Consider the following 18919-nt stretch of genomic DNA (forward strand, 5'->3'; position numbering starts at 1 on the left):
ATCTACAACCACGTGATCCTGGTGCTCAAGGGCGTTTCCCTGACCGTGCCCGAAGGCGGCATCGTGGCGCTGCTGGGCGGCAACGGCGCGGGCAAGACGACCACCCTGCGCGCCGTGTCGAACCTGCTGGCCGGCGAGCGCGGCGCGGTGACCAAGGGCACGATCGAGCTGCGCGGCGAACGCATCGAAGCCCTGTCGCCGGCCGAGCTGGTGCGGCGCGGCCTGATCCAAGTGATGGAAGGCCGCCACTGCTTCGCCCACCTGTCGATCGAGGACAACCTGATGACCGGCGCCTACACGCGGGTGGACGGCAAGGCCGCGGTCGCGCAGACGCTCGAGAAGGTCTACGCCTACTTCCCGCGGCTGAAGACGCGGCGCGCCTCGCAGGCGGCCTACACCTCGGGCGGCGAGCAGCAGATGTGCGCCATCGGCCGCGCGCTGATGGCCAACCCGAACATGGTGCTGCTCGACGAGCCCTCGATGGGGCTGGCGCCGCAGATCGTCGAGGAGGTGTTCGGCATCGTGAAGGACCTCAACGAGAAGGAAGGCGTGACCTTCCTGCTCGCCGAGCAGAACACCAACATGGCGCTGCGCTATGCCGACTACGGCTACATCCTCGAGAACGGCCGCATCGTCATGGACGGCGAGGCGAAGAGCCTGCGCGAGAACGAGGACGTCAAGGAGTTCTACCTCGGCGTCGGCGGCGCGGACCGCAAGAGCTTCCGCGACGTGAAGAGCTACAAGCGCAGAAAGCGGTGGTTGGCATGACGGATTTCTACGATGCGCTCGAAGTGCGCGACCCGGCCGAGCGCGAGCGCGACCTGCTGGCGGCGCTGCCGAAGCAGATCCTGCAGGCGCAGTCCGCGACCGCGGCCTTCGCGAAGATCCTCGACGGCGTGAAGCCGGCCGAGGTGGCGAGCCGCGATGCGCTGGCGAAGCTGCCGGTGACGCGCAAGTCCGAGCTGCTCGCGCTGCAGAAGGAGCGCCGCGCGAGCGACCCCTTCGGCGGCTTCTCGGCGATCCGCTTCGGCTCGCGCATGCCGCGCGTGTTCGCGAGCCCCGGCACCCTCTACGAGCCCGAGGGCGAGGCAGCGGACTATTGGCGCACCGCGCGTGCGCTGTACGCGGCGGGCTTTCGCCGCGGCGAGCTGGTGCACAACTGCTTCAGCTACCACATGACGCCGGCCGGCTCGATCATGGAGAGCGGCGCCCGCGCGCTCGGCTGCACCGTGTTCGCGGGCGGCACCGGGCAGACCGAGCAGCAGGTGGAGGCGATCGCCGAACTGCGGCCGGCGGGCTACGTCGGCACGCCCAGCTTCCTGAAGATCCTGATCGAGAAGGCGGCCGAGAAGAACATCGCACTCGGCACCCTGGACAAGGCGCTGGTGTCGGGCGAGGCCTTTCCGCCCAGCCTGCGCGACTGGATCGCCGAGCGCGGTGTGACCGGCATCCAGTGCTACGCGACCGCCGACCTGGGCCTGGTCGCCTACGAGACCAGCGCCCGCGAGGGCCTGGTGCTCGACGAGGGCGTGATCGTCGAGATCGTGCGGCCCGGCACCGGGGACCCGGTGCCCGAAGGCGAAGTCGGCGAAGTCGTCGTCACCACCCTGAACCCCGACTATCCGCTGGTCCGTTTCGGCACCGGCGACCTGTCGGCGCTGCTGCCAGGGCACTGCCCGACCGGCCGCAGCAACGCGCGCATCCGCGGCTGGCTCGGCCGCGCCGACCAGACCACCAAGGTGCGCGGCATGTTCGTCCATCCCGGCCAGGTGGCCGAGATCGTGCGCCGCTTTCCCGAAGTGCAGCGCGCGCGTCTGGTGGTCGAGGGCGAGATGGCCAACGACCGCATGACGCTGAGGCTCGAGTGCCCGGCGCCGCCGGAAGGCCTGGCCGAACGCATCGCCGAGGCGATCCGCGACGTCACGAAGCTGCGCGGCACGGTCGAATGGGCAGCGCCCGGCAGCCTGCCGAACGACGGCAAGGTGATCGAAGATGCACGCAGCTACCGATAAGAGCGAAGATGTCGGCCGCGAACAGGAAGCTTCGACATGACACTCCTTGACCAATACCAGCAGAAGCGCATGCCGGCCGCGGAGGCGGTGCGCCAGGTGCACGACGGTGACCTGATCATCGTTCCCACGGGCGTCGGCGAGCCGCCCACGCTGCTCACCGCCCTGTCCGAGCAACGGCTGGACTTCCGCGACGTCAAGGTGGCGCAGATCCTGGCGATGCGCAAGTACGCCTACATCGACCGCGAGACCTCGCAGCACGTGCGCCACGTGGCCCTCTTCTTCGGCGGCGCGACCCGCGCCGGCGGGCAGGAAGGGTGGATCGACTTCATCCCGAACTATTTCTCGGAGATCCCGGCGCAGATCGAGCGCGGGCAGATCCCCGCCGACGTGGTGTTCAGCATGGCCTCGCCGATGGATGCCCACGGCTACTTCGCGCTCAGCCTCGGGGCCGACTACACGATGGCGGCCGTGGCCCGGGCCCGCGCGGTGGTGCTCGAGGTCAACCCCAACGTTCCGTTCGCCAACGGCAACTGCCATGTCCACATCTCGCAGGTCGCAGCCCTGGTGGAAAGCAGCGACCCGGTGCTCGAGGTCGGGCTGCCGAAGATCGGGCCGGTGCAGCAGGCCATCGGCAAGCATGTCGCCGACCTGATCGAGGACGGATCGACTTTGCAGATCGGCTACGGTGGCATCCCCGACGCGGTGGTCATGCAGCTCACCCACAAGCACGACCTCGGCATCCACACCGAGATGCTGGGCGACGGCATCCTGACCCTGATCGAGGCCGGCGTGGTCACCAACCGGCGCAAGAACTACCTGCCGGGCAAGACGGTGGCGACCTTCGCGCTGGGCTCGAGCAAGCTGTACCGCTTCATGGACCGCAACCCGTCGGTGGAGATCCATCCGGTCGACTTCACCAACGCCCCGGCGCTGGCGGGCCTCAACGACAACCTGGTCGCCATCAACGCCACGCTGCAGATCGACCTGCTCGGGCAATGCGGCTCGGAAAGCCTGGGCCACGCGCCCTTTTCCGGCACCGGCGGGCAGTCCGACTTCGTGCGTGCCGCCAACCGCTCGCGCGGCGGCAAGGCCTTCATCGTGCTGCCCTCGACCGCCAAGGGCGACACGCTGTCGCGCATCGTCCCGTCGCTCTCGCCCGGCACGCATGTGAGCACGAGCAAGAACGACATCAACTACGTGGTGACGGAATACGGCGTCGCCCAGCTGCGCGGCAAGTCGGTCAAGCAGCGGGCGCAGGAACTGATCGCCATCGCCCACCCGGACTTCCGCGCCGAGCTGGCCGACCAGGCGAGGCACGCGAAGCTGCTTTGACGCTGCGCGGCAATGCGCGGCGGCACGGTTCATGCGAGCGACAGGCGGCCAGCGTCATGGTGACGAGCGCCCTTCTTCTCCTGCGATGACCCACTCCTTCTTCCAGCCCCCCGTCGGCGACCGCTTCGCCCTGCGCAACCTGCGCGCGCCCCGCTGCCTGGTGCAGCCCGAACCGCCCGACCGCGCCGGCGACGCGCTTTGCGCCATCGACCTGCTGGTCGACCGCGGCCGCATCGCCGCCATCGAAGCCGCGAGCACGCTGCCGGCCGAACTCGGCCCCGACCTCGACGCGTCGATGGTGCTGCCGGGCATGGTCGACTGCCACACGCACCTCGACAAGGGCCACATCTGGCCGCGCCAGGCCAATCCGACCGGCGACGGCGCGGGCGCCTCGGCCGCGACGATGCGCGACCGCCAGGCGCACTGGAAGGCCGAGGACGTGCGCCGGCGCATGGAGTTCGGGCTCGCCACCGCCTACGCCAAGGGCGTGGTCGCGATCAGCACCCACCTCGACTCGCTGGCGCCGCAGGCCTCGATCTCGTTCCCGGTGCTGCGCGAGGTGCGCGAGCGCTGGGCCGGGCGGGTCGACCTGCAGGTGTCCTCGATCGCGCCGCTCGACGTCTTCCTGACCGACGAAGGCCGCCAATTGGCCGATATCGTGGCCGACAGCGGCGGCAAGCTGGGCTGCGTGACGCGCTCCGCGGCCCATCCGGGCGAGCCGATGCCGCCGGACCTCGACGAGGCCCTGGTACGCCTGTTCACCCTGGCCGCCGAGCGCGGGCTCGACCTCGACCTGCATGTGGACGAGTCGACCGACCCGCGCTCGCGCGCGCTGATCCGCGTCGCGCGCACTGCGCAGGCCCAGGATTTCAAGGGCCGCATCCTGTGCGGCCACGTCACCTCGCTGGCCCTGCAGACCGACGAATTCATCGAGGAGACGATCGCCGCCTGCCGCGAGGCCGGCATCGACATCGTGAGCCTGCCGACCGTCAACATGTACCTGCAGGACCGCAGCGCCGGGGCGCGCACGCCGCGCTGGCGCGGTGTGACCGTGCTGCACGAGATGAAGGCGCGCGGCCTGCGGGTGGCGGTGGCAGGCGACAACTGCCGCGACCCCTTCTATGCCTACGGCGACCACGACATGCTCGACACCTTCACCCAGGCCGTGAAGATCCTGCACCTGGACCATCCGCTGGGCGACTGGATCCGCGCCGCGACCGAAACGCCGGCGGCCCTCATGGGCATCGACCGCGGCGTGCTGAAGACCGGCGCGCCCGCCGACCTGCTGGTGCTCAAGGCCCGCAACTACTCGGAGATGCTCTCGCGCACCCAGTTCGACCGCACCGTGCTGCGCGCCGGCCGCGCGATCGACACCACCCTGCCCGACTACCGACTGCTCGACGACCTCATGGTCGGCTTGGATCGCCCCCACGCTCCGTCACTGCGTGTACTCGCTGCCCCCCGAGGGGGCCGCAGTCCGCCTTGGGGCGGCCCGGCGCCGGCCTGAGGCCCCGGCGCAAGTTCAGCGACGATCCCCGGAGATGTAGTGCTGCAACTGCTCGATGATGAAGGTCTGCTCGGAGATGATGCTCTTGACCAGGTCTCCGATCGAGATCAGGCCGACCAGCTTGCCGTTGTCGATGACCGGCAGGTGGCGGATGCGGCTCTGGGTCATCAGCGCCATGCAGTCCTCCGTGGTCTGTTCCGGCCGCACGTAGATCACGGCCGACGTCATGACATCGCGCAACGGCGTGTCCCTGGACGATCGGGCCAGCAGCACGACCTTGCGCGCGTAGTCGCGCTCGGTGACCATGCCGACGATCTTGTCGCCCTCCATCACGAGCAGCGCGCCGACATTCTTCTCGGCCATCAGCGCGACCGCCTCGTACACCGTTGCCGAGGGCGCGATCGAATGAACGGTCGCATCGCCCTTGGCCATGAGGATTTCCGCCACAGATTTCATGAGTTGCATTCTGCGCGGGCCGCGCGGCCGCCACAAGCGGCGCGCCAAACTCGACACCCCATGTAACTTATGGACACAAAACGGGCTGCGCGTCATCTTGTCGATAGCGCCGCCCCACACGACCCATGCCGAATCCGTGCGTTCGCTCACATTCCTTGGTCTGGATCAAGGGCTTGATGGGTGGTCAGGCTCCGGTCAGCCGATAAGATTACGGCCTTTTCTACTCGGAGACAGCATGAACAAACTGCTCGCAATCGCCGCGCTGGCCGCGTTCGCGGTGGGCGCACAGGCCCAGGATTTCCCGGGCGGCAAGCCCATCAGCATCGTGGTGCCGTTCGCCGCGGGCGGACCGACCGACCGCGTCGCGCGCGACCTCGCCGAAGCGCTGCGCAAACCGCTGGGCGGCGGCAGCATCGTGATCGACAACGTGCCCGGTGCCGGCAGCTCGATCGGCGCCGCCAAGGTGGCGCGCGCCAACCCGGACGGCTACACCCTGCTGCTGAACCACATCGGCATGTCGACCATCCCCACCCTGGTGCGCAACGTGCCCTTCAAGGTCGAGACCGGCTTCGAGTACCTCGGCATCGTCAACGACGTCCCGATGACGCTGATCGCCAAGCCGCAGATGGCGGCCAGCAACTACAAGGAACTCAGCGCCTGGATCGCCGCCAACAAGGGCAAGATCAACCTCGGCAACGCCGGCGTCGGATCGGCCTCGCACCTGTGCGGCCTGCTGTTCCAGACCGCGACCAAGACCGAGATGACGCCGGTGCCTTACAAGGGCACGGCGCCCGCCATCACCGACCTGATCGGCGGCCAGATCGATCTCTTGTGCGACCAGACCACCAACACCTCGCCGCAGATCGAGGCCAAGAAGGTCAAGGCCTACGCCGTGACCACGTCGAAGCGCCTGACGACGCCGCTGCTGAAGGACCTGCCGACGCTGCAGGAAGAGGGCCTGAAGGGCTTCGAGGTGACGATCTGGCACGGCCTCTACGCGCCCAAGGGCACGCCGCCGGCCATCACCAAGAAGCTCAACGACGCGCTCAAGGTGGCCTTGAAGGACCCCGAGTTCATCAAGAAGCAGGAAGGCCTGGGCGCCGTGGTGGCGACCGATGGCCGCATCGAGCCCGAGGGCCACAAGCAGTTCGTGGCGGCCGAGATCGCCAAGTGGAGCCCGATCATCAAGGCCGCCGGCGTCTACGCCGACTAGCCTTCGCTCGCCCCCAGGTTGCCCCGCACTTCGTGTCGGGGCGCCCACCCCCTGCCGGGGGCGCAGTCAGCGGCCCGGCAAAGCCGGTTCCGCGACTGCCCACGAACAGGCGCGCTACGCGCAGCCGAAGAAATACCACAGCGCCGACATCACCGGCCGGCGCAGCCAGGCCCGTTGGTGAAACACCGTGGAACCGGCTTTGCCGGGCCACTGGTGTTGCCCCCGGCAGGGGGTGGGCGCCCGGACACGAAGTGCCGGGCAACCTGGGGGCGAGCAACTATTTAGGCCGGATGGCGTCGGCGGTGCCCTGGATGAAAGCCTTGATCTTCTCGACGTCTTCCGGCGTCAGCTTGCCGCTGAAGTCCGGCATGCCGCGCTCCGTGGCCGGGCCCTTGAAGACGAACTTGTCGAGGTTCTCGATGAAGGCCGAGTTCATGTAGCCGAGGTTCGGGATGTTGCCGCCGCGGTCGACGCCGGGCACGCCGTGGCAGAACACGCAGTTGCTCACGTACAGGTAGGTCCCTGCCTCCACCTTGGCGGGGTCGTACTTGACGCCCTGCAGCAGCTTGTCCATGCGGTACTGCACGAACTCCGGCTTGGGCGCGTTGCCGCCGACCGCGAAGGTGTAGACCGTGCCGGGCCCCTGCCGCTCGGTGGCGCGCTGGGCCAGCCCGTAGACGCCGCCCCAGCCGACCGCCACCGACACGTACTGCTTGCCGTCGACCATGAAGGTGGCCGGTGCGGCGACCACGCCGGTGCCGGTCGGCGTCTCCCAGAGCTTCTCGCCGGATTTGGCGTTGTAGGCCACCAGCCGACCATCGGCCGTGCCCTGGAACACCAGGTTGCCGGCGGTGGTCAGGGTGCCGCCGTTCCACGGCGACACGTAGTCGACGGCCCAGGCCTCCTTCTGCGCGATCGGGTCCCAGGCGACCAGGCGGCCCATCGGCTTGCTGGTCGGCGGCTCGGCGTTGACCAACTTGGCGGTGTTCCAGCCCAGTGCCGCATGCGGCCGGCCCGGTGCGTTCTCGTTGAACTTCCAGTCCTTGTCGTCCATCAGGTTGAGCGGCACGTGCTGGGCCGGCAGGTAGGCCAGCCCGGTCTGCGGGTTGTAGGACATCGGATGCCAGTTGTGGGCGCCGAAGGGGCCCGGGATGCTGTCGTTGGGCTTGGAGCCATCGCGCGCCGAGGCGACCTCGATCGGGCGCCCGTTCTTGTCGTAGCCGGTGGCCCAGTTCACGTCGACGAAGTTCTTGGCCGAGATGAACTTGCCGTTGGTGCGGTCGATGACGAAGAAGAAGCCGTTCTTGGGCGCATGCAGGATCACCTTGCGCGGCTTGCCGCCGATCTTGATGTCGGCCAGGATCATCGGCTGGGTCGAGGTGTAGTCCCAGTTGTCGCCGGGCGTCTCCTGGTAGTGCCACTTGTACGCCCCGGTGTCGGGATCGAGCGCCACGATCGACGCCAGATAGAGGTTGTCGCCGCCCTTCGGGCTTCGCTGGCTTCGGGCCCATGGGGAGCCGTTGCCGGTGCCCACGTACATCAGGTTCAGCTCGGGGTCGAAGGTGAGCGAATCCCAGGCGGTGCCGCCGCCGCCCGACTCCCAGTACCTGTTGCTCGGGTCCCAGGTCTTGGCCGCCTTGGCCATCGAAGCGTCCTCGAAGGGCTTCGACGGGTCGCCCGGCACCACGAACCAGCGCCACTTCTGCTCGCCCGAGGCGGCGTCGTAGGCCGTGACGTAGCCGCGCACGCCGTACTCGGCGCCACCGTTGCCGATGACCACCTTGCCCTTGAAGACGCGCGGCGCGCCGGTGATGGTGTAGGCGCGGCTGTGGTCGATGATCGTGTCCTTCTCCCACACCACCTGGCCGGTGGCGGCGTCGAGCGCGATCAGCCGGCCGTCGTACGAGGCCACGTAGACCTTGCCCTGGTACAGCGCCRCGCCGCGGTTGACCACGTCGCAGCAGCCCTTGAAGCCCATCGCGCGGTCGACCTTGGGGTCGTAGGTCCAGATCTTCTTGCCGGTGCGCGCATCGACCGCATGCACCACGCTCCAGGAGGCCGTGACGTACATGATGCCGTCGACCACCAAGGGCGTGGCCTCGACGCCGCGCGTCGACTGCAGGTCGTAGGACCAGACCAGGCCCAGGTCCTTGACGTTGCCGGTGTTGACCTGGTCGAGCTTGCTGAAGCGGGTCTCGGCGTAGTCCAGGCCATAGCTGGGCCAGTCGGGCGTCCTGGCGGCGTTGGCCCGGATGAAGGCGCCGTCGACCTTCTGCGTGGCGGCCTTGATGTGCTCGGGCGAGCCCTTGGCGGATTGCGCCGCGGCGCTCGTGGCGCCCAGGCACAGCAACGCGCCGAGCGCCAGCGCGGCGTGAGTCTTGATCATCGTGTCGTCTCCTGTCGTTGTGAGACGAAGGATCGGCCCAGCCGGCACTTTGATCATCCTCGGGATTTCCCTAGACCCGGACTGTTCCATTGCGGAACAAATTCGAGCCTCATTTTTCCTTGCCCTGGAGGCGCCCGTGGCCCTTTCGACGCGTGCCGTGGCCGGCGGCCCACTACAGTTGTTCGCCACCACGCCCGCCGAGCGCGTGGCGCTGGCCCGCATCCAGTTCTTCGAGGAGGGCGTGCGCCCTTCCGGGCTGGTCGGCGAGGCCGTGATCCAGTCCTGGATGCGCTGCGCGCGCACCCATGCCGACACCCGCCGTGCCGTGTCCTTCGACGCCGTGACGCCGAGCCGCCTGCATGCCACGCTGGCGCGCAACCAGGACCTGCTCGAGGCCGCTCGCGGTGAACTGGCGGACATGGAGAGCTCGCTGGCCGGCACCGACTGTCGCGTGCTGCTGACCGACGCGCAGGGCGTGATCGTGCACGTCACGCACCACCCGGCCGCAGCCCAGCAGCCGATCCTGCACCGGACCGCGCGGCTGGGCGTCAACATCGCCGAGAGCGTGGTCGGCACCACCGCGCCCGGCATCGTGGCGCGCACCGGCCAGGCCTGCACGGTCGACGGCGCCGAGCATTACTTCGAATGCCTGCGCGCCATGCAGTGCGCAGCGGCGCCCATCCGCGACGTGCACGGGCAGCTGGCCGGCGTGCTCGACCTGTCGGTCGAATCGCGCCGCTTCGGCTTCGATGCGGCCTCGATGGTCGCGCTCTACGCCACCACGATCGAAAACCGGCTGCTGCTGGCGCAGTCGCGCGACCGTCTGGTGCTGCGCTTCCAGGCCAGCCCGACGCTGCTCGGCACGCCGATGGAAGCGCTGGCGGGCATCGCCGAGGATGGCACCGTGGCCTGGCTCAACAGCGCCGGCGCACGGCTGATCGGCGGCCTGCCCGAGGCCGGCCCCTGCGCCGTGGAAATGCTGTTCGGCCTCGACGTCGATGGGTTGCTGCGCCTGGGCCGGCGGGAAGCCGCGCAGCCCGTGCGGCTCGCGAGCGGGCTCGGCGTCTGGCTGCAGGCCCGCGCAAAAGCGCACGACGGCGTTGATTTTCGCCACGCCGTGAGCGTGCCCGCGACGGCGCCCGTCGCGGAGGCACGGGCGAGCGCTGCCGACGCCCCGCAGCAACCGGTCGAAGCATCGCCAGCCGCGGGGGAGGACGCCGGCGATGGCACGCTGCAAGGCCGCAGCCGCAGGCTGATCGAGGAAACGCTGGCGGCCCACCACGGCAACATCTCGCACGCGGCGCGCCAGCTGCGCGTGTCGCGCGGCACGCTCTACCGGCGGCTCAAACGCTGGCGCGAGGAGGACCGGGCGCCTCGGGAATGAAGCGGCTGCCTTCGAGGGCGGGGCAGCACCGTTACAACTTCGGCTGTCATCCGGCGCATGACCGGAGCGTTGTAGGTTGAGCCCGTCCTTATTTTCAGGGCTGGCCGATCGTCCCCATACCTCACTCTAACTTCGACGCTCCATGAAACGCACTCTGATCGCCCTCACTGCCGCCGCCTTCGCCCTTGCCGCCGGCGCCTCCTTCGCCGCCACGCCTGCCGATGGTGCAGCGCCCGCAGCGCCGGCCGCCACCAAGTCCAAGGCCAAGTCGACGAAGCACTCGACCCACAAGACTTCGCACAAGGTCGCCCACAAGAAGGCGCCCAAGACCGCGGCCTGAACAGCCCGATCTGAACAAGCCCCTTCGGGGGCTTTTTCATTGGCTGGCCGAGATCCGAGGTCCTAGGAAGCGGGGTCGATCGCCGCCGCCCGTTCGCGCCGTGCCTCCGAGGTCGGATGCAGCGGGCGCAGGTATTCGTGCAGGGCCAGCGCGGCGGCGCCGACCGCTGTCGCCCACGGGCCGTAGCGCGCCGCGCGCACCACCGGCGGCGCCAGGCCGGCGCTCTCGGCATAGCCCTGCACGGTCGCGATCGCGCCCGGCAGGAAGCCCGGGTGCGCCTCGCAGGACTTGCCGCCGACCACGATCGCGCGCGGCTCGAAGGTGACCCACAGGTTCTGCAACAGCACGCCGAGGAAGCGGGCCGCGCGCGCCGGACCTTCCGCGTCGCGGTCGAGCACGCGCGAGCCGAGGAACACCTCGGCGCAGCCCCGCCGCCCGCAGGAACAGCGCGGACCGTCGATCTGCAGCACGGTGTGTCCGATCTCGCCGGCCATGCCGCGTGCGCCGGTGAACAGGAGGTCGTTCAGCACCACGCCGGCGCCCACGCCGACATCGCAGCTGACGAAGATCAGCGGGTCCTCGCCCTCGCCGTCCGAGAACTCGAACTCGCCGAGCACACCGGCATCGGCGTCGTTCTGCAATTGCACCGCGATGCCCGCCAGGCCTTCGCGCGCCAGCGCCTCGGCAAGGATCGGCAGCAGGTCCAGGTTGCGCCAGCCCAGGTTGGGCGCAAAGCGCACCATGCCCGTGGCATCGTCGAGCGCCCCCGGCACGCCGACACCGATGCCCGAGAGGCGAAGTCCCGCGGCCTGCATCCGCGCATGCACGGCCGCCACCATGCGCGCCACCTGGGCACTGGCCACCACCGGCGCATGGTCGGCCAGCGGCTCCGAGTCGGAATGCAGCAGCTCGCCCCGCAGCGACACGCAGACCACGCGCACCACCTCGACCGCGATCTCGACGCCCACCAGCGCTCGCACCCCGACGTTGATCGACAACGGGGTCGATGGCCGCCCCAGGCCGTCGGCCACCRGGGCCTCGGCCTCCTCGAGCCAGCCGTCGTCGAGCAGCTCGCGCACCAGCAGGCTGACGGTCGACTTGGTCAGGCCGCTTTCGGCCGCCAGCCGCGCGCGCGACAGGCCGGGCCGGGCTCGCAGCAGCCGCAGCAGCACGCTGCGGTTGATGCGCTTGACCAGCTGCTGGTCGCCCGTGGTCTTCATCCGGCCCCGGTCCTCAGACCGCTCGCCGGGCCGCCCCAAGGGCGGACTGCGCCCCCTTGGAGGGCAGCGACGACACGCAGTGCGCAGCGTGGGGGCTCATGTGAGCTCGCCGGGCCGCCCCAAGGGCGGACTGCGCCCCCTCGGGGGGCAGCGACGACACGCAGTGCGCAGCGTGGGGGCTCCGCCCGCCGCCGGGCCGCCCCCAGGCGGGCGACACCCCCCCGGGGGGCAGCGACGACACGCAGTGCGCAGCGTGGGGGCTCCGCCCGCCGCCGGGCCGCCCCCAGGCGGGCGACACCCCCCGGGGGGGCAGCGACGACACGCAGTGCGGAGCGTGGGGGCTCCGCCCGCCGCCGGGCCGCCCCCAGGCGGGCGACACCCCCTCGGGGGGCAGCGACGACACGCAGTGCGGAGCGTGGGGGCTCATGTGCCCTTCGCGTGCTCGGCCTGCGCCTTGCCCTCGGGCCGCTTGCCGGCAATGATCATCCCGAGCACCTCGTCCTCGGTGACGTCGGCAGTGCGGTAGGTGCCGACCAGCCGGCCGTTCTTCATCACCGCCAGCCGGTCGCTGAGGCCGAACACGTCGGGCATGTCGTGGGTGATCAGGAAGATGCCGACGCCATCGGCCTTGAGCTGCTTGACCAGCGCGCCGACCATCGCGGTCTCTTCGGGGCCGAGGGCGGCGCAAGGCTCGTCCATGATCAGGATCCGGGCGTTGAAATACAGCGCGCGCGAGATCGCCACCACCTGCCGCTGGCCGCCCGACAGGCGCCGCACCGGCACCCGGATGTTGGTGAAGTTCTTGTTCAGGCGATGGAACACACGGCGCGCCTGGCCCTCCATGAAATGGTCGTCGAGCGTGCGCCACGGCGTGAGCTTCTCGCGGCCGAGGAACAGGTTGGCGACCGAGTCGAGGTTGTCGGCCAGCGCCAGCGTCTGGTAGATGGTCTCGATGCCCTGGGCCTGCGCCTCGGAGGGCGTGCGGATGCTCACCTTCTCGCCTGCGATCAGCGTCTCGCCCGAGTCGATCGGATAGGCACCTGCGAGCATCTTCATCAAGGTCGACTTGCCAGCGCCGTTGTGGCCCAGCAGCGCGACCACTTCGCCGGGGTAGAGGTTGACGCTGACGCCGTCGACCGCCTTCACGCCGCCGAAGGCCTTGTGGATCTCGCGCAGCTCGACCAGGGGTGGGTTGGCGCTCATTTCAGTTCTCCCCGAATTTCTTGCGGTAGAGGACGTCGAAGACGACCGCCACGATCAGCACCTGGCCGATGATCACCATCCGCTTGCCGATCGGGACGTCGAGCAGCAGCATGCCGCTGTCGAGCGACTGCATGATCAGCGCGCCCAGCACCGAGCCGAAGATCGAGCCGCTGCCGCCGGCCAGCGCGGTGCCGCCGATCACCGCGGCGGCGATCACGTAGAGCTCCATGCCGGTGCCGAGCGAGTTGGTACCGGCGTTGAGCCGCGCGATCGAGACGATCGCGGCGATCGTCACCAGCACCGCCAGCAGCGCGAACAGCATCAGCGTCACACGCTTGACCGGGATGCCGACCAGCGCCGCCGCATCGGGATTGCCGCCCATCGCGAACACATAGCGCCCGAAGCGGGTGCGATGAACGATGAAGGACAGCACCACCGCAACCACGGCCCAGATCAGCACCGGGATCGGGATGCCCTGGGCCTCGGTCTTCGACGAGATCTGGTAGTTGTTCATGGTGGCGGCGAAGGCGAACACCACCACCACCGGGAGCGCCGTGAGCAGCAGGTCCAGCCACAGCGGCTCGACCGGCATCTCGTGGCGCTGCCGCGCGCGCCGCTTCTGCAGCATCCGCGCAAACAGTACGATGGCCACCAGCGCCGCCAGCACCCAGGACGCCGCGGTGCCGATGCCGCCGTCGTAGCCGCCGCCGAGGCGCTGGAAGAACTCGTCGTTGACCGGCTGCGTCTTGCCGTCCGCCACCAGGAAGGCGGCGCCGCGGAAGGACATCAGACCGCCCAGCGTGACCACGAAGGACGGCACGCCCAGCACCGCCGTCAGCCCGCCCTGGTAGAGGGCCACCAGCAACGCCACCGCCAGCCCCGCGAGGCAGGCGGCGGGCCAGGACCAGCCCGCGCTGTACTGCAGATAGGCGATCAGCACGCCGACGAAACCCATCACCGAGCCGACCGACAGGTCGATGTGGCGGGCCACGATGATCAGCACCATCACGGTCGACACGATGCCCACCACCGCGGTCTGCTGGGCGATGTTGTAGAGGTTCTCGGGCGACAGGAAGACGCCGCCCGACAGCACGTGGAAGACGATCGCCATCACCACCAGCAGCACGCTCATGAGCGCCAGCCGGAGGTCGACGCCGCTGCGGCGCCACAGATTCGGCGACGAGTTCATGGGGATCGCCTCCTTTCAAGAACACCGTGGAACCGGCTTTGCCGGGCCACCGGTGTTGCCCCCGGCAGGGGGTGGGCGGCTACACGCAGTGAGCCAACCTGGGGGCGAGCAACAGTCCCACGGCTTTGCCGGGCCGCTGGTGTTGCCCCCGGAGAGGGGGTGGGCGGCCACACGAAGCGGGCCAACCTGGGGGAGAGCTTCATTTGCAGGCCGCAGGTGCCTTGTCGCCGCTGACGCCCTTGCAGAGCTCGTCTTTCTTGATCCAGCCCGCCTTCACCACCACGTCGAGGTTGTCGCGCGTGATCGGCACCGGCGTCAGGAAGCGCGAGGAGATCGCCACCTTCTTCTCGCCGCCGCTCCAGTCGGTCGCCTTCTCGGCCGGCTTTCCGCTGGCCAGCGCGACCGCGGCGGAAGCCGCCTCGCGGCCGAGCTCGCGCGAGTCCTTCCAGACCGAGACGGTCTGGGTGCCGAGCGCGATGCGGTTCAGCGCGGCGAAGTCGGCGTCCTGGCCCGACACCGGGATCCCGCGGATGCCCTTGGCCGTGAGCGCCGCCACCGCGCCGCCGGCGGTGCCGTCGTTCGAGGCCACCACCGCATCGACCTTGTTCCCGGCCTTGGTCAGGATCTGCTCCATGTTCTTCTGCGCCACCTCGGGCTTCCAGCCTTCGGTGAACTCGTCGCCGACGATCTTGATGTCGCCCTTCTTGACCGCGTCGGCAATCACCTCCTGCTGCCCGGCGCGCAGGAAGTTGGCGTTCGGGTCGGTCGGCGAGCCCTTGATCATCACGTAGTTGCCCTTGGGCTGGATCTTGTAGACCGCGCGCGCCTGCATGCGGCCGACCTCGGTGTTGTCGAAGGTGATGTAGAACACGCCGGGCGTCTCGATCAGCCGGTCGTAGGCCACCACCGGCACCTTCTGCTTCAGCGCCTTGTTGACCGCCGGCAGGATCGCGTCCTTGTCCATCGCGAGCACGATCAGCGCCTTGGCACCCTTGGACATCAGGCCCTCGATGTCGCCGAGCTGCTTCTCGGGCGAGCCGCCGGCGTCGGCGCTGATGTACTTGGCGCCGAGTTTCTCGAGCTGGGCCTTCATCGCGGCCTCGTCGGTCTTCCAGCGCTCCTCCTGGAAATTGGACCAGCTCACGCCGACCACGGTCTGGGCGGCGGCGCCGAGGGCGCTGAGGCCCAGGGCCAGAGTGGCCAGGGCAGGCAGGGTACGGGCGAGCTTCATGAGTGTGTCTCCAGCGTTCTTGGTTAGGTTGCCCTATTAGTTTGAGCAACAAACTAAGTATGTCGGCCGTCCTCGCGCGGCGGCATTGGGACATTCCCTGCGGGTAAATGCGCTGCCGCCCTGTTAGTCACAGCCGATACGATTTTTGGCTGAAAGCACGCTGTGCATAAGCTGGAGACAAGATGAGTCCTGAAATTTCAGCGCCGGAGCGCCTCGCGCTCTATCGCGCGATGGTGCGCATCCGCGCCTTCGAGAACGCCGCCGAGACGGCCAGCCAGGGCGGCGTCAGCGCCTATGGCCAGGAAGCGGCGGGAGCCGCCAAGGTGCGCGGGCCGCTGCACCTGTCGACCGGCCAGGAGGCGGTGCCGGCCGGTGTCTGCGCCCATCTGGTGGCCGCCGACTACCTGACCTCGACCCATCGCGGCCACGGCCACACGCTGGCCAAGGGCGCCGACCTGGGCCGCATGATGGCCGAGTTGTTCGGCAAGGCCAGCGGCTTCAACGGCGGCAAGGGCGGCTCGATGCACATCGCCGACTTCTCGGTCGGCATGCTGGGCGCCAACGGCGTGGTGGCGGCCGGCCTGCCGATCGCGGTCGGTGCCGCGCACGCCCAGAAGCTGCAGAAGAAGGACGCCATCACGGTCTGCTTCTTCGGCGACGGCGCGATCAACCGCGGGCCCTTCCTCGAATCGCTGAACTGGGCCCGCGTCTACCGCTTGCCGGTGCTGTTCGTCTGCGAGGACAACCGCTGGAGCGCCACCACCGCGAGCGGCCCGATGACCGCCGGCGAGGGCGCCTCGGCGCGCGCCGAGGCGCTGGACATCGCAGCCACCCAAGTCGACGGCAACGAAGTGTTCGCGGTCCATGCCGCGGCCCGCAGGCTGGTCGCCGAGGTGCGTGCCGGCAGCGGCCCGTGCCTGCTGCACGCCCTCACCTACCGCGTCAAGGGCCATGTCTCGGTCGACCCGGCCGCCTACCGCGACCCGGCCGAACTGGCCGCTGCGCTCGAGACCGACCCGATCGCGCGGGCCCGCGCGCGGATGATCGCCGGCGGCATCGATGCCGCCGCGCTGGCGGCGATCGAGAACCAGGCCCATGCCGAGGTCGAGGCCGCGCTGGCCGCCGCCGACGCCGCGCCCTGGCCCGAGGCCAGCGCCGCCTTCACCGACGTGCAGACCACCGGAGCCGGCCAATGGACATGACGCACGATTCGGCGGCTGCGGCCGTCCTTCGACTCAGCTACGCCGAAGCCGCCGCGCTGGCGGTGCAACGCGAGATGGAAGCCGACCCGCGCGTGGTGGTGCTCGGCGAAGACGTCGGCCGCGGCGGCATCTTCGGCCAGTACAGGGGCCTGCAGCAGCGCTTCGGCGCCGAGCGCGTGATCGACACGCCGATCTCCGAGGCCGCGATCATGGGCGCCGGCGTCGGCATGGCACTGGCGGGGCTGCGGCCGGTGGTCGAGATGCGGGTGGTCGACTTCGCACTCTGCGGCATGGACGAACTGGTCAACCAGGCGGCCAAGAACCGTTTCATGTTCGGCGGCCAGGGCCGCGTGCCGCTGGTGGCGCGCATGCCCGGCGGCATCTGGGACGCCTCGGCGGCGCAGCATTCGCAGTCGCTCGAAGCCTGGTTCGCGCACCTGCCGGGTGTCGTGGTGGTGTGTCCCTCGACCCCGCAGGACAACCATTCGCTGCTGCGCGCCGCGCTGCAATGCGGCGATCCGGTGGTCTACATCGAGCACAAGACGCTCTGGGGCGCGCGCGGGCCGGTCGACGAAAGCCTGGACCTGCCGCTCGGCAAGGCCGCCCGGCGGCGCCGCGGCGATGCGCTGACGCTGGTCAGCTGGGGCCGGCAGATGCAGGTCTGCGACGCCGCCTGCGAGACGCTGGCGGCCGAGGGCATCGAGGTCGACCTGCTCGACTTGCGCACGCTCTGGCCCTGGGACCGCGAGGCCGTCCTCGAATCCTGCGGCCGCACCGGGCGGCTGCTGGTGGTGCACGAGGCGGTGCAGGCCGCGGGCTTCGGCGCCGAGATCGCGGCCACAGCGGCCGAGGCGACGGGCTGCCGCGTCGCCCGGCGCGGCGCGCCGCGCATTCCGGTCGGCTACGCGCCGGTGCTCGAAGCCCAATCGCGCGTCGGCGCCGAGCGGATCGTCGACGCAGCCCGGACGCTGCGGGGATGATCCCGCACGCCGCCGACGCGGTGGAAGACATGGTCTTCCTCAAGCTGGTGCGGGTCGTCAACCTGACGGCGCGGCCCTTCCAGCAGCGCGTCGGCCGCGAGCACCAGCTCACGCTCAACGAATGGCGCGTGATGGCGCTGCTCGGCGGTTGCCCCGGCCTCACGGCGACGCAACTCGCCGACCTCACGGGGCTCGACAAGATGGCGGTGAGCCGCGCCCTCGCGGGCTTGCAACGCGCCAGGCGCCTGCACCGCCACGAAGATCCGACCGACCAGCGCAAGAGCCGGCTCCACCTGAGCAGTGCCGGCAAGGCCGTCTACGCGGCGGTCGTGGTGCAGGCGCGCCGGCGCGAGGCCGAACTGTTCGCGGGCGTCGCGGCCGAAGAGCTGCAGCAACTCAATGGCACGCTCGACAAATTGATCGCCTCGGTGGCCTGCCACGCGGACGCGCCGGCCTCAGGAACGAGTTCAGGCTGAGAAGCCGCCGTCGATCATGAGGCTGGCGCCGGTCACGAACGCGGCCTCGGGGCTCGCGAGGTAGGCGACCATGCCGGCGATCTCTTCGCCGCGGCCATGCCGCGGCAACGCCATCAGCGCGTGCATCGACTCGGCGTTCGGACCACCGGCCGGGTTCATCTCGGTGTCGACCGGGCCGGGCTGCACGTTGTTGACCGTGATGCCACGCGGCCCGAGATCGCGCGCGAGCCCGCGGGTCAGGCCGCTGAGCGCCGACTTGCTCATCGCGTAGGCGGCGAAGCCCGGCCATGGCATGCGCTCGGCGTTGGTGCTGCCGATGGTGATGACGCGGCCGCCCTCGCCCATGTGGCGCACGGCCGCCTGGGTGGCGACGAAGACCGCCCGCACGTTGACGTCGAGCGTGCGATCGAAGTCTTCCAGCGACATCTGGTCGATGCTGCCGCCGAGAAAGACGCCGGCGTTGTTGACCAGGATGTCGAGCCGGCCGAAGGTCTTCGCCGCCAGCGCGACCGCCGCACCGAGCGCGTCGGCATCCGCGCTGTCGGCCTGGATCGCCAGCGCGTGGCCGCCGGCGGCCTCGATCTCGGCGGCCAGCGCCCGGGCGGCGGCCTCGTTGCTGGCATAGGTGAAGGCGACCGCGGCGCCGTCGCGTGCGAGGCGCCGCACCACGGCCGCACCGATGCCGCGCGAGCCGCCAGTGACGAGGGCGACCTTGCCGGCCTGGGCGGGTTGAACAGGCTGAAGGGATGGGACAGAGGGGACTGTGGACATGGTGTGCTCCTGAAGCG

17 protein-coding genes are annotated in these 18919 nt (G+C 69.8%); 10 read left to right on the forward strand and 7 right to left on the reverse strand.

Annotation, left to right across the window (positions count from 1 at the left end; translation table 11 throughout):
- The 4 genes from AC1D2E_RS12900 to AC1D2E_RS12915 form a co-directional block, all read left to right on the forward strand.
- Window positions 1-768, forward strand: a 768-nt coding sequence (locus tag AC1D2E_RS12900) for an ABC transporter ATP-binding protein (protein ID WP_478197771.1), incomplete at its 5' end; no start/stop codon positions are given.
- Window positions 765-2012, forward strand: a complete 1248-nt coding sequence (locus AC1D2E_RS12905) for a phenylacetate--CoA ligase family protein (protein WP_478197772.1) — start codon at window positions 765-767, stop codon at window positions 2010-2012. The genes AC1D2E_RS12900 and AC1D2E_RS12905, both read left to right, overlap by 4 nt.
- Window positions 2013-2048: 36 nt before the next feature.
- Complete coding sequence (locus AC1D2E_RS12910; RefSeq protein WP_478197773.1) at window positions 2049-3344, forward strand: acetyl-CoA hydrolase/transferase family protein; 1296 nt, start codon at window positions 2049-2051, stop codon at window positions 3342-3344.
- An 85-nt stretch (window positions 3345-3429) separates the two neighbouring features.
- Entirely contained in the window at window positions 3430-4851 is a 1422-nt protein-coding gene (locus tag AC1D2E_RS12915) for a cytosine deaminase (RefSeq protein ID WP_478197774.1), read from the forward strand.
- A 15-nt stretch (window positions 4852-4866) separates the two neighbouring features.
- On the opposite strand, the gene AC1D2E_RS12920 is transcribed toward AC1D2E_RS12915, so the two are convergent.
- The gene (locus tag AC1D2E_RS12920) at window positions 4867-5307 is read right to left on the reverse strand and encodes a CBS domain-containing protein (protein WP_478197775.1); all 441 of its coding nucleotides are present in this window, start codon (window positions 5305-5307) and stop codon (window positions 4867-4869) included.
- A 235-nt stretch (window positions 5308-5542) separates the two neighbouring features.
- Here AC1D2E_RS12920 and AC1D2E_RS12925 point away from each other — a divergent pair, with 235 nt between their 5' ends.
- Window positions 5543-6520, forward strand: a complete 978-nt coding sequence (locus AC1D2E_RS12925; protein ID WP_478197776.1) for a tripartite tricarboxylate transporter substrate-binding protein — start codon at window positions 5543-5545, stop codon at window positions 6518-6520.
- 277 nt (window positions 6521-6797) lie between these two features.
- Here AC1D2E_RS12925 and AC1D2E_RS12930 read toward each other — a convergent pair whose 3' ends face one another.
- Window positions 6798-8906, reverse strand: a complete 2109-nt coding sequence (locus tag AC1D2E_RS12930; protein WP_478197777.1) for a PQQ-dependent dehydrogenase, methanol/ethanol family — start codon at window positions 8904-8906, stop codon at window positions 6798-6800.
- Window positions 8907-9042: 136 nt separating this feature from the next.
- Here AC1D2E_RS12930 and AC1D2E_RS12935 point away from each other — a divergent pair, with 136 nt between their 5' ends.
- Window positions 9043-10290, forward strand: coding sequence for a helix-turn-helix domain-containing protein (locus tag AC1D2E_RS12935; protein WP_478197778.1), 1248 nt, complete (start codon window positions 9043-9045; stop codon window positions 10288-10290).
- Window positions 10291-10432: 142 nt separating this feature from the next.
- Window positions 10433-10630: a hypothetical protein gene (locus tag AC1D2E_RS12940; RefSeq protein ID WP_478170893.1), complete on the forward strand. Its 198-nt coding sequence runs from the start codon at window positions 10433-10435 to the stop codon at window positions 10628-10630.
- Between the two features lie 62 nt (window positions 10631-10692).
- Here AC1D2E_RS12940 and AC1D2E_RS12945 read toward each other — a convergent pair whose 3' ends face one another.
- The 4 genes from AC1D2E_RS12945 to xylF all read right to left on the reverse strand — a co-directional run bounded on the left by AC1D2E_RS12945 (window position 10693) and on the right by xylF (window position 15473).
- Complete coding sequence (locus AC1D2E_RS12945; RefSeq protein ID WP_478197779.1) at window positions 10693-11850, reverse strand: ROK family transcriptional regulator; 1158 nt, start codon at window positions 11848-11850, stop codon at window positions 10693-10695.
- 423 nt (window positions 11851-12273) lie between these two features.
- Entirely contained in the window at window positions 12274-13053 is a 780-nt protein-coding gene (locus AC1D2E_RS12950) for an ATP-binding cassette domain-containing protein (RefSeq protein WP_478197780.1), read from the reverse strand.
- A 1-nt stretch (window position 13054) separates the two neighbouring features.
- Window positions 13055-14242 (reverse strand): sugar ABC transporter permease, encoded by a 1188-nt coding sequence (locus AC1D2E_RS12955; RefSeq protein WP_478170890.1) that lies wholly within the window; start codon window positions 14240-14242, stop codon window positions 13055-13057.
- A 199-nt stretch (window positions 14243-14441) separates the two neighbouring features.
- The gene (gene xylF / locus AC1D2E_RS12960; protein WP_478170889.1) at window positions 14442-15473 is read right to left on the reverse strand and encodes a D-xylose ABC transporter substrate-binding protein; all 1032 of its coding nucleotides are present in this window, start codon (window positions 15471-15473) and stop codon (window positions 14442-14444) included.
- Window positions 15474-15655: 182 nt separating this feature from the next.
- On the opposite strand from xylF, the gene AC1D2E_RS12965 reads away from it, so the two are divergent.
- The 3 genes from AC1D2E_RS12965 to AC1D2E_RS12975 are packed head-to-tail and all read left to right on the forward strand — an operon-like array spanning window position 15656 to window position 18131.
- Window positions 15656-16675, forward strand: coding sequence for a thiamine pyrophosphate-dependent dehydrogenase E1 component subunit alpha (locus AC1D2E_RS12965; RefSeq protein WP_478197781.1), 1020 nt, complete (start codon window positions 15656-15658; stop codon window positions 16673-16675).
- The gene (locus tag AC1D2E_RS12970; protein ID WP_478197782.1) at window positions 16666-17655 is read left to right on the forward strand and encodes an alpha-ketoacid dehydrogenase subunit beta; all 990 of its coding nucleotides are present in this window, start codon (window positions 16666-16668) and stop codon (window positions 17653-17655) included. Before AC1D2E_RS12965 ends, AC1D2E_RS12970 begins: the two co-directional genes overlap by 10 nt.
- On the forward strand, window positions 17652-18131 hold the full coding sequence (locus tag AC1D2E_RS12975) for a MarR family winged helix-turn-helix transcriptional regulator (RefSeq protein ID WP_478197783.1): 480 nt from the start codon (window positions 17652-17654) through the stop codon (window positions 18129-18131). The genes AC1D2E_RS12970 and AC1D2E_RS12975 overlap by 4 nt, the downstream gene beginning before the upstream one ends.
- On the opposite strand, the gene AC1D2E_RS12980 is transcribed toward AC1D2E_RS12975, so the two are convergent.
- Complete coding sequence (locus tag AC1D2E_RS12980; protein ID WP_478197784.1) at window positions 18123-18902, reverse strand: SDR family oxidoreductase; 780 nt, start codon at window positions 18900-18902, stop codon at window positions 18123-18125. The genes AC1D2E_RS12975 and AC1D2E_RS12980 overlap by 9 nt on opposite strands.
- Window positions 18903-18919: the final 17 nt, after the last annotated feature.

The sequence above is a fragment of the Variovorax sp. P1_H2 genome (assembly GCF_056405295.1).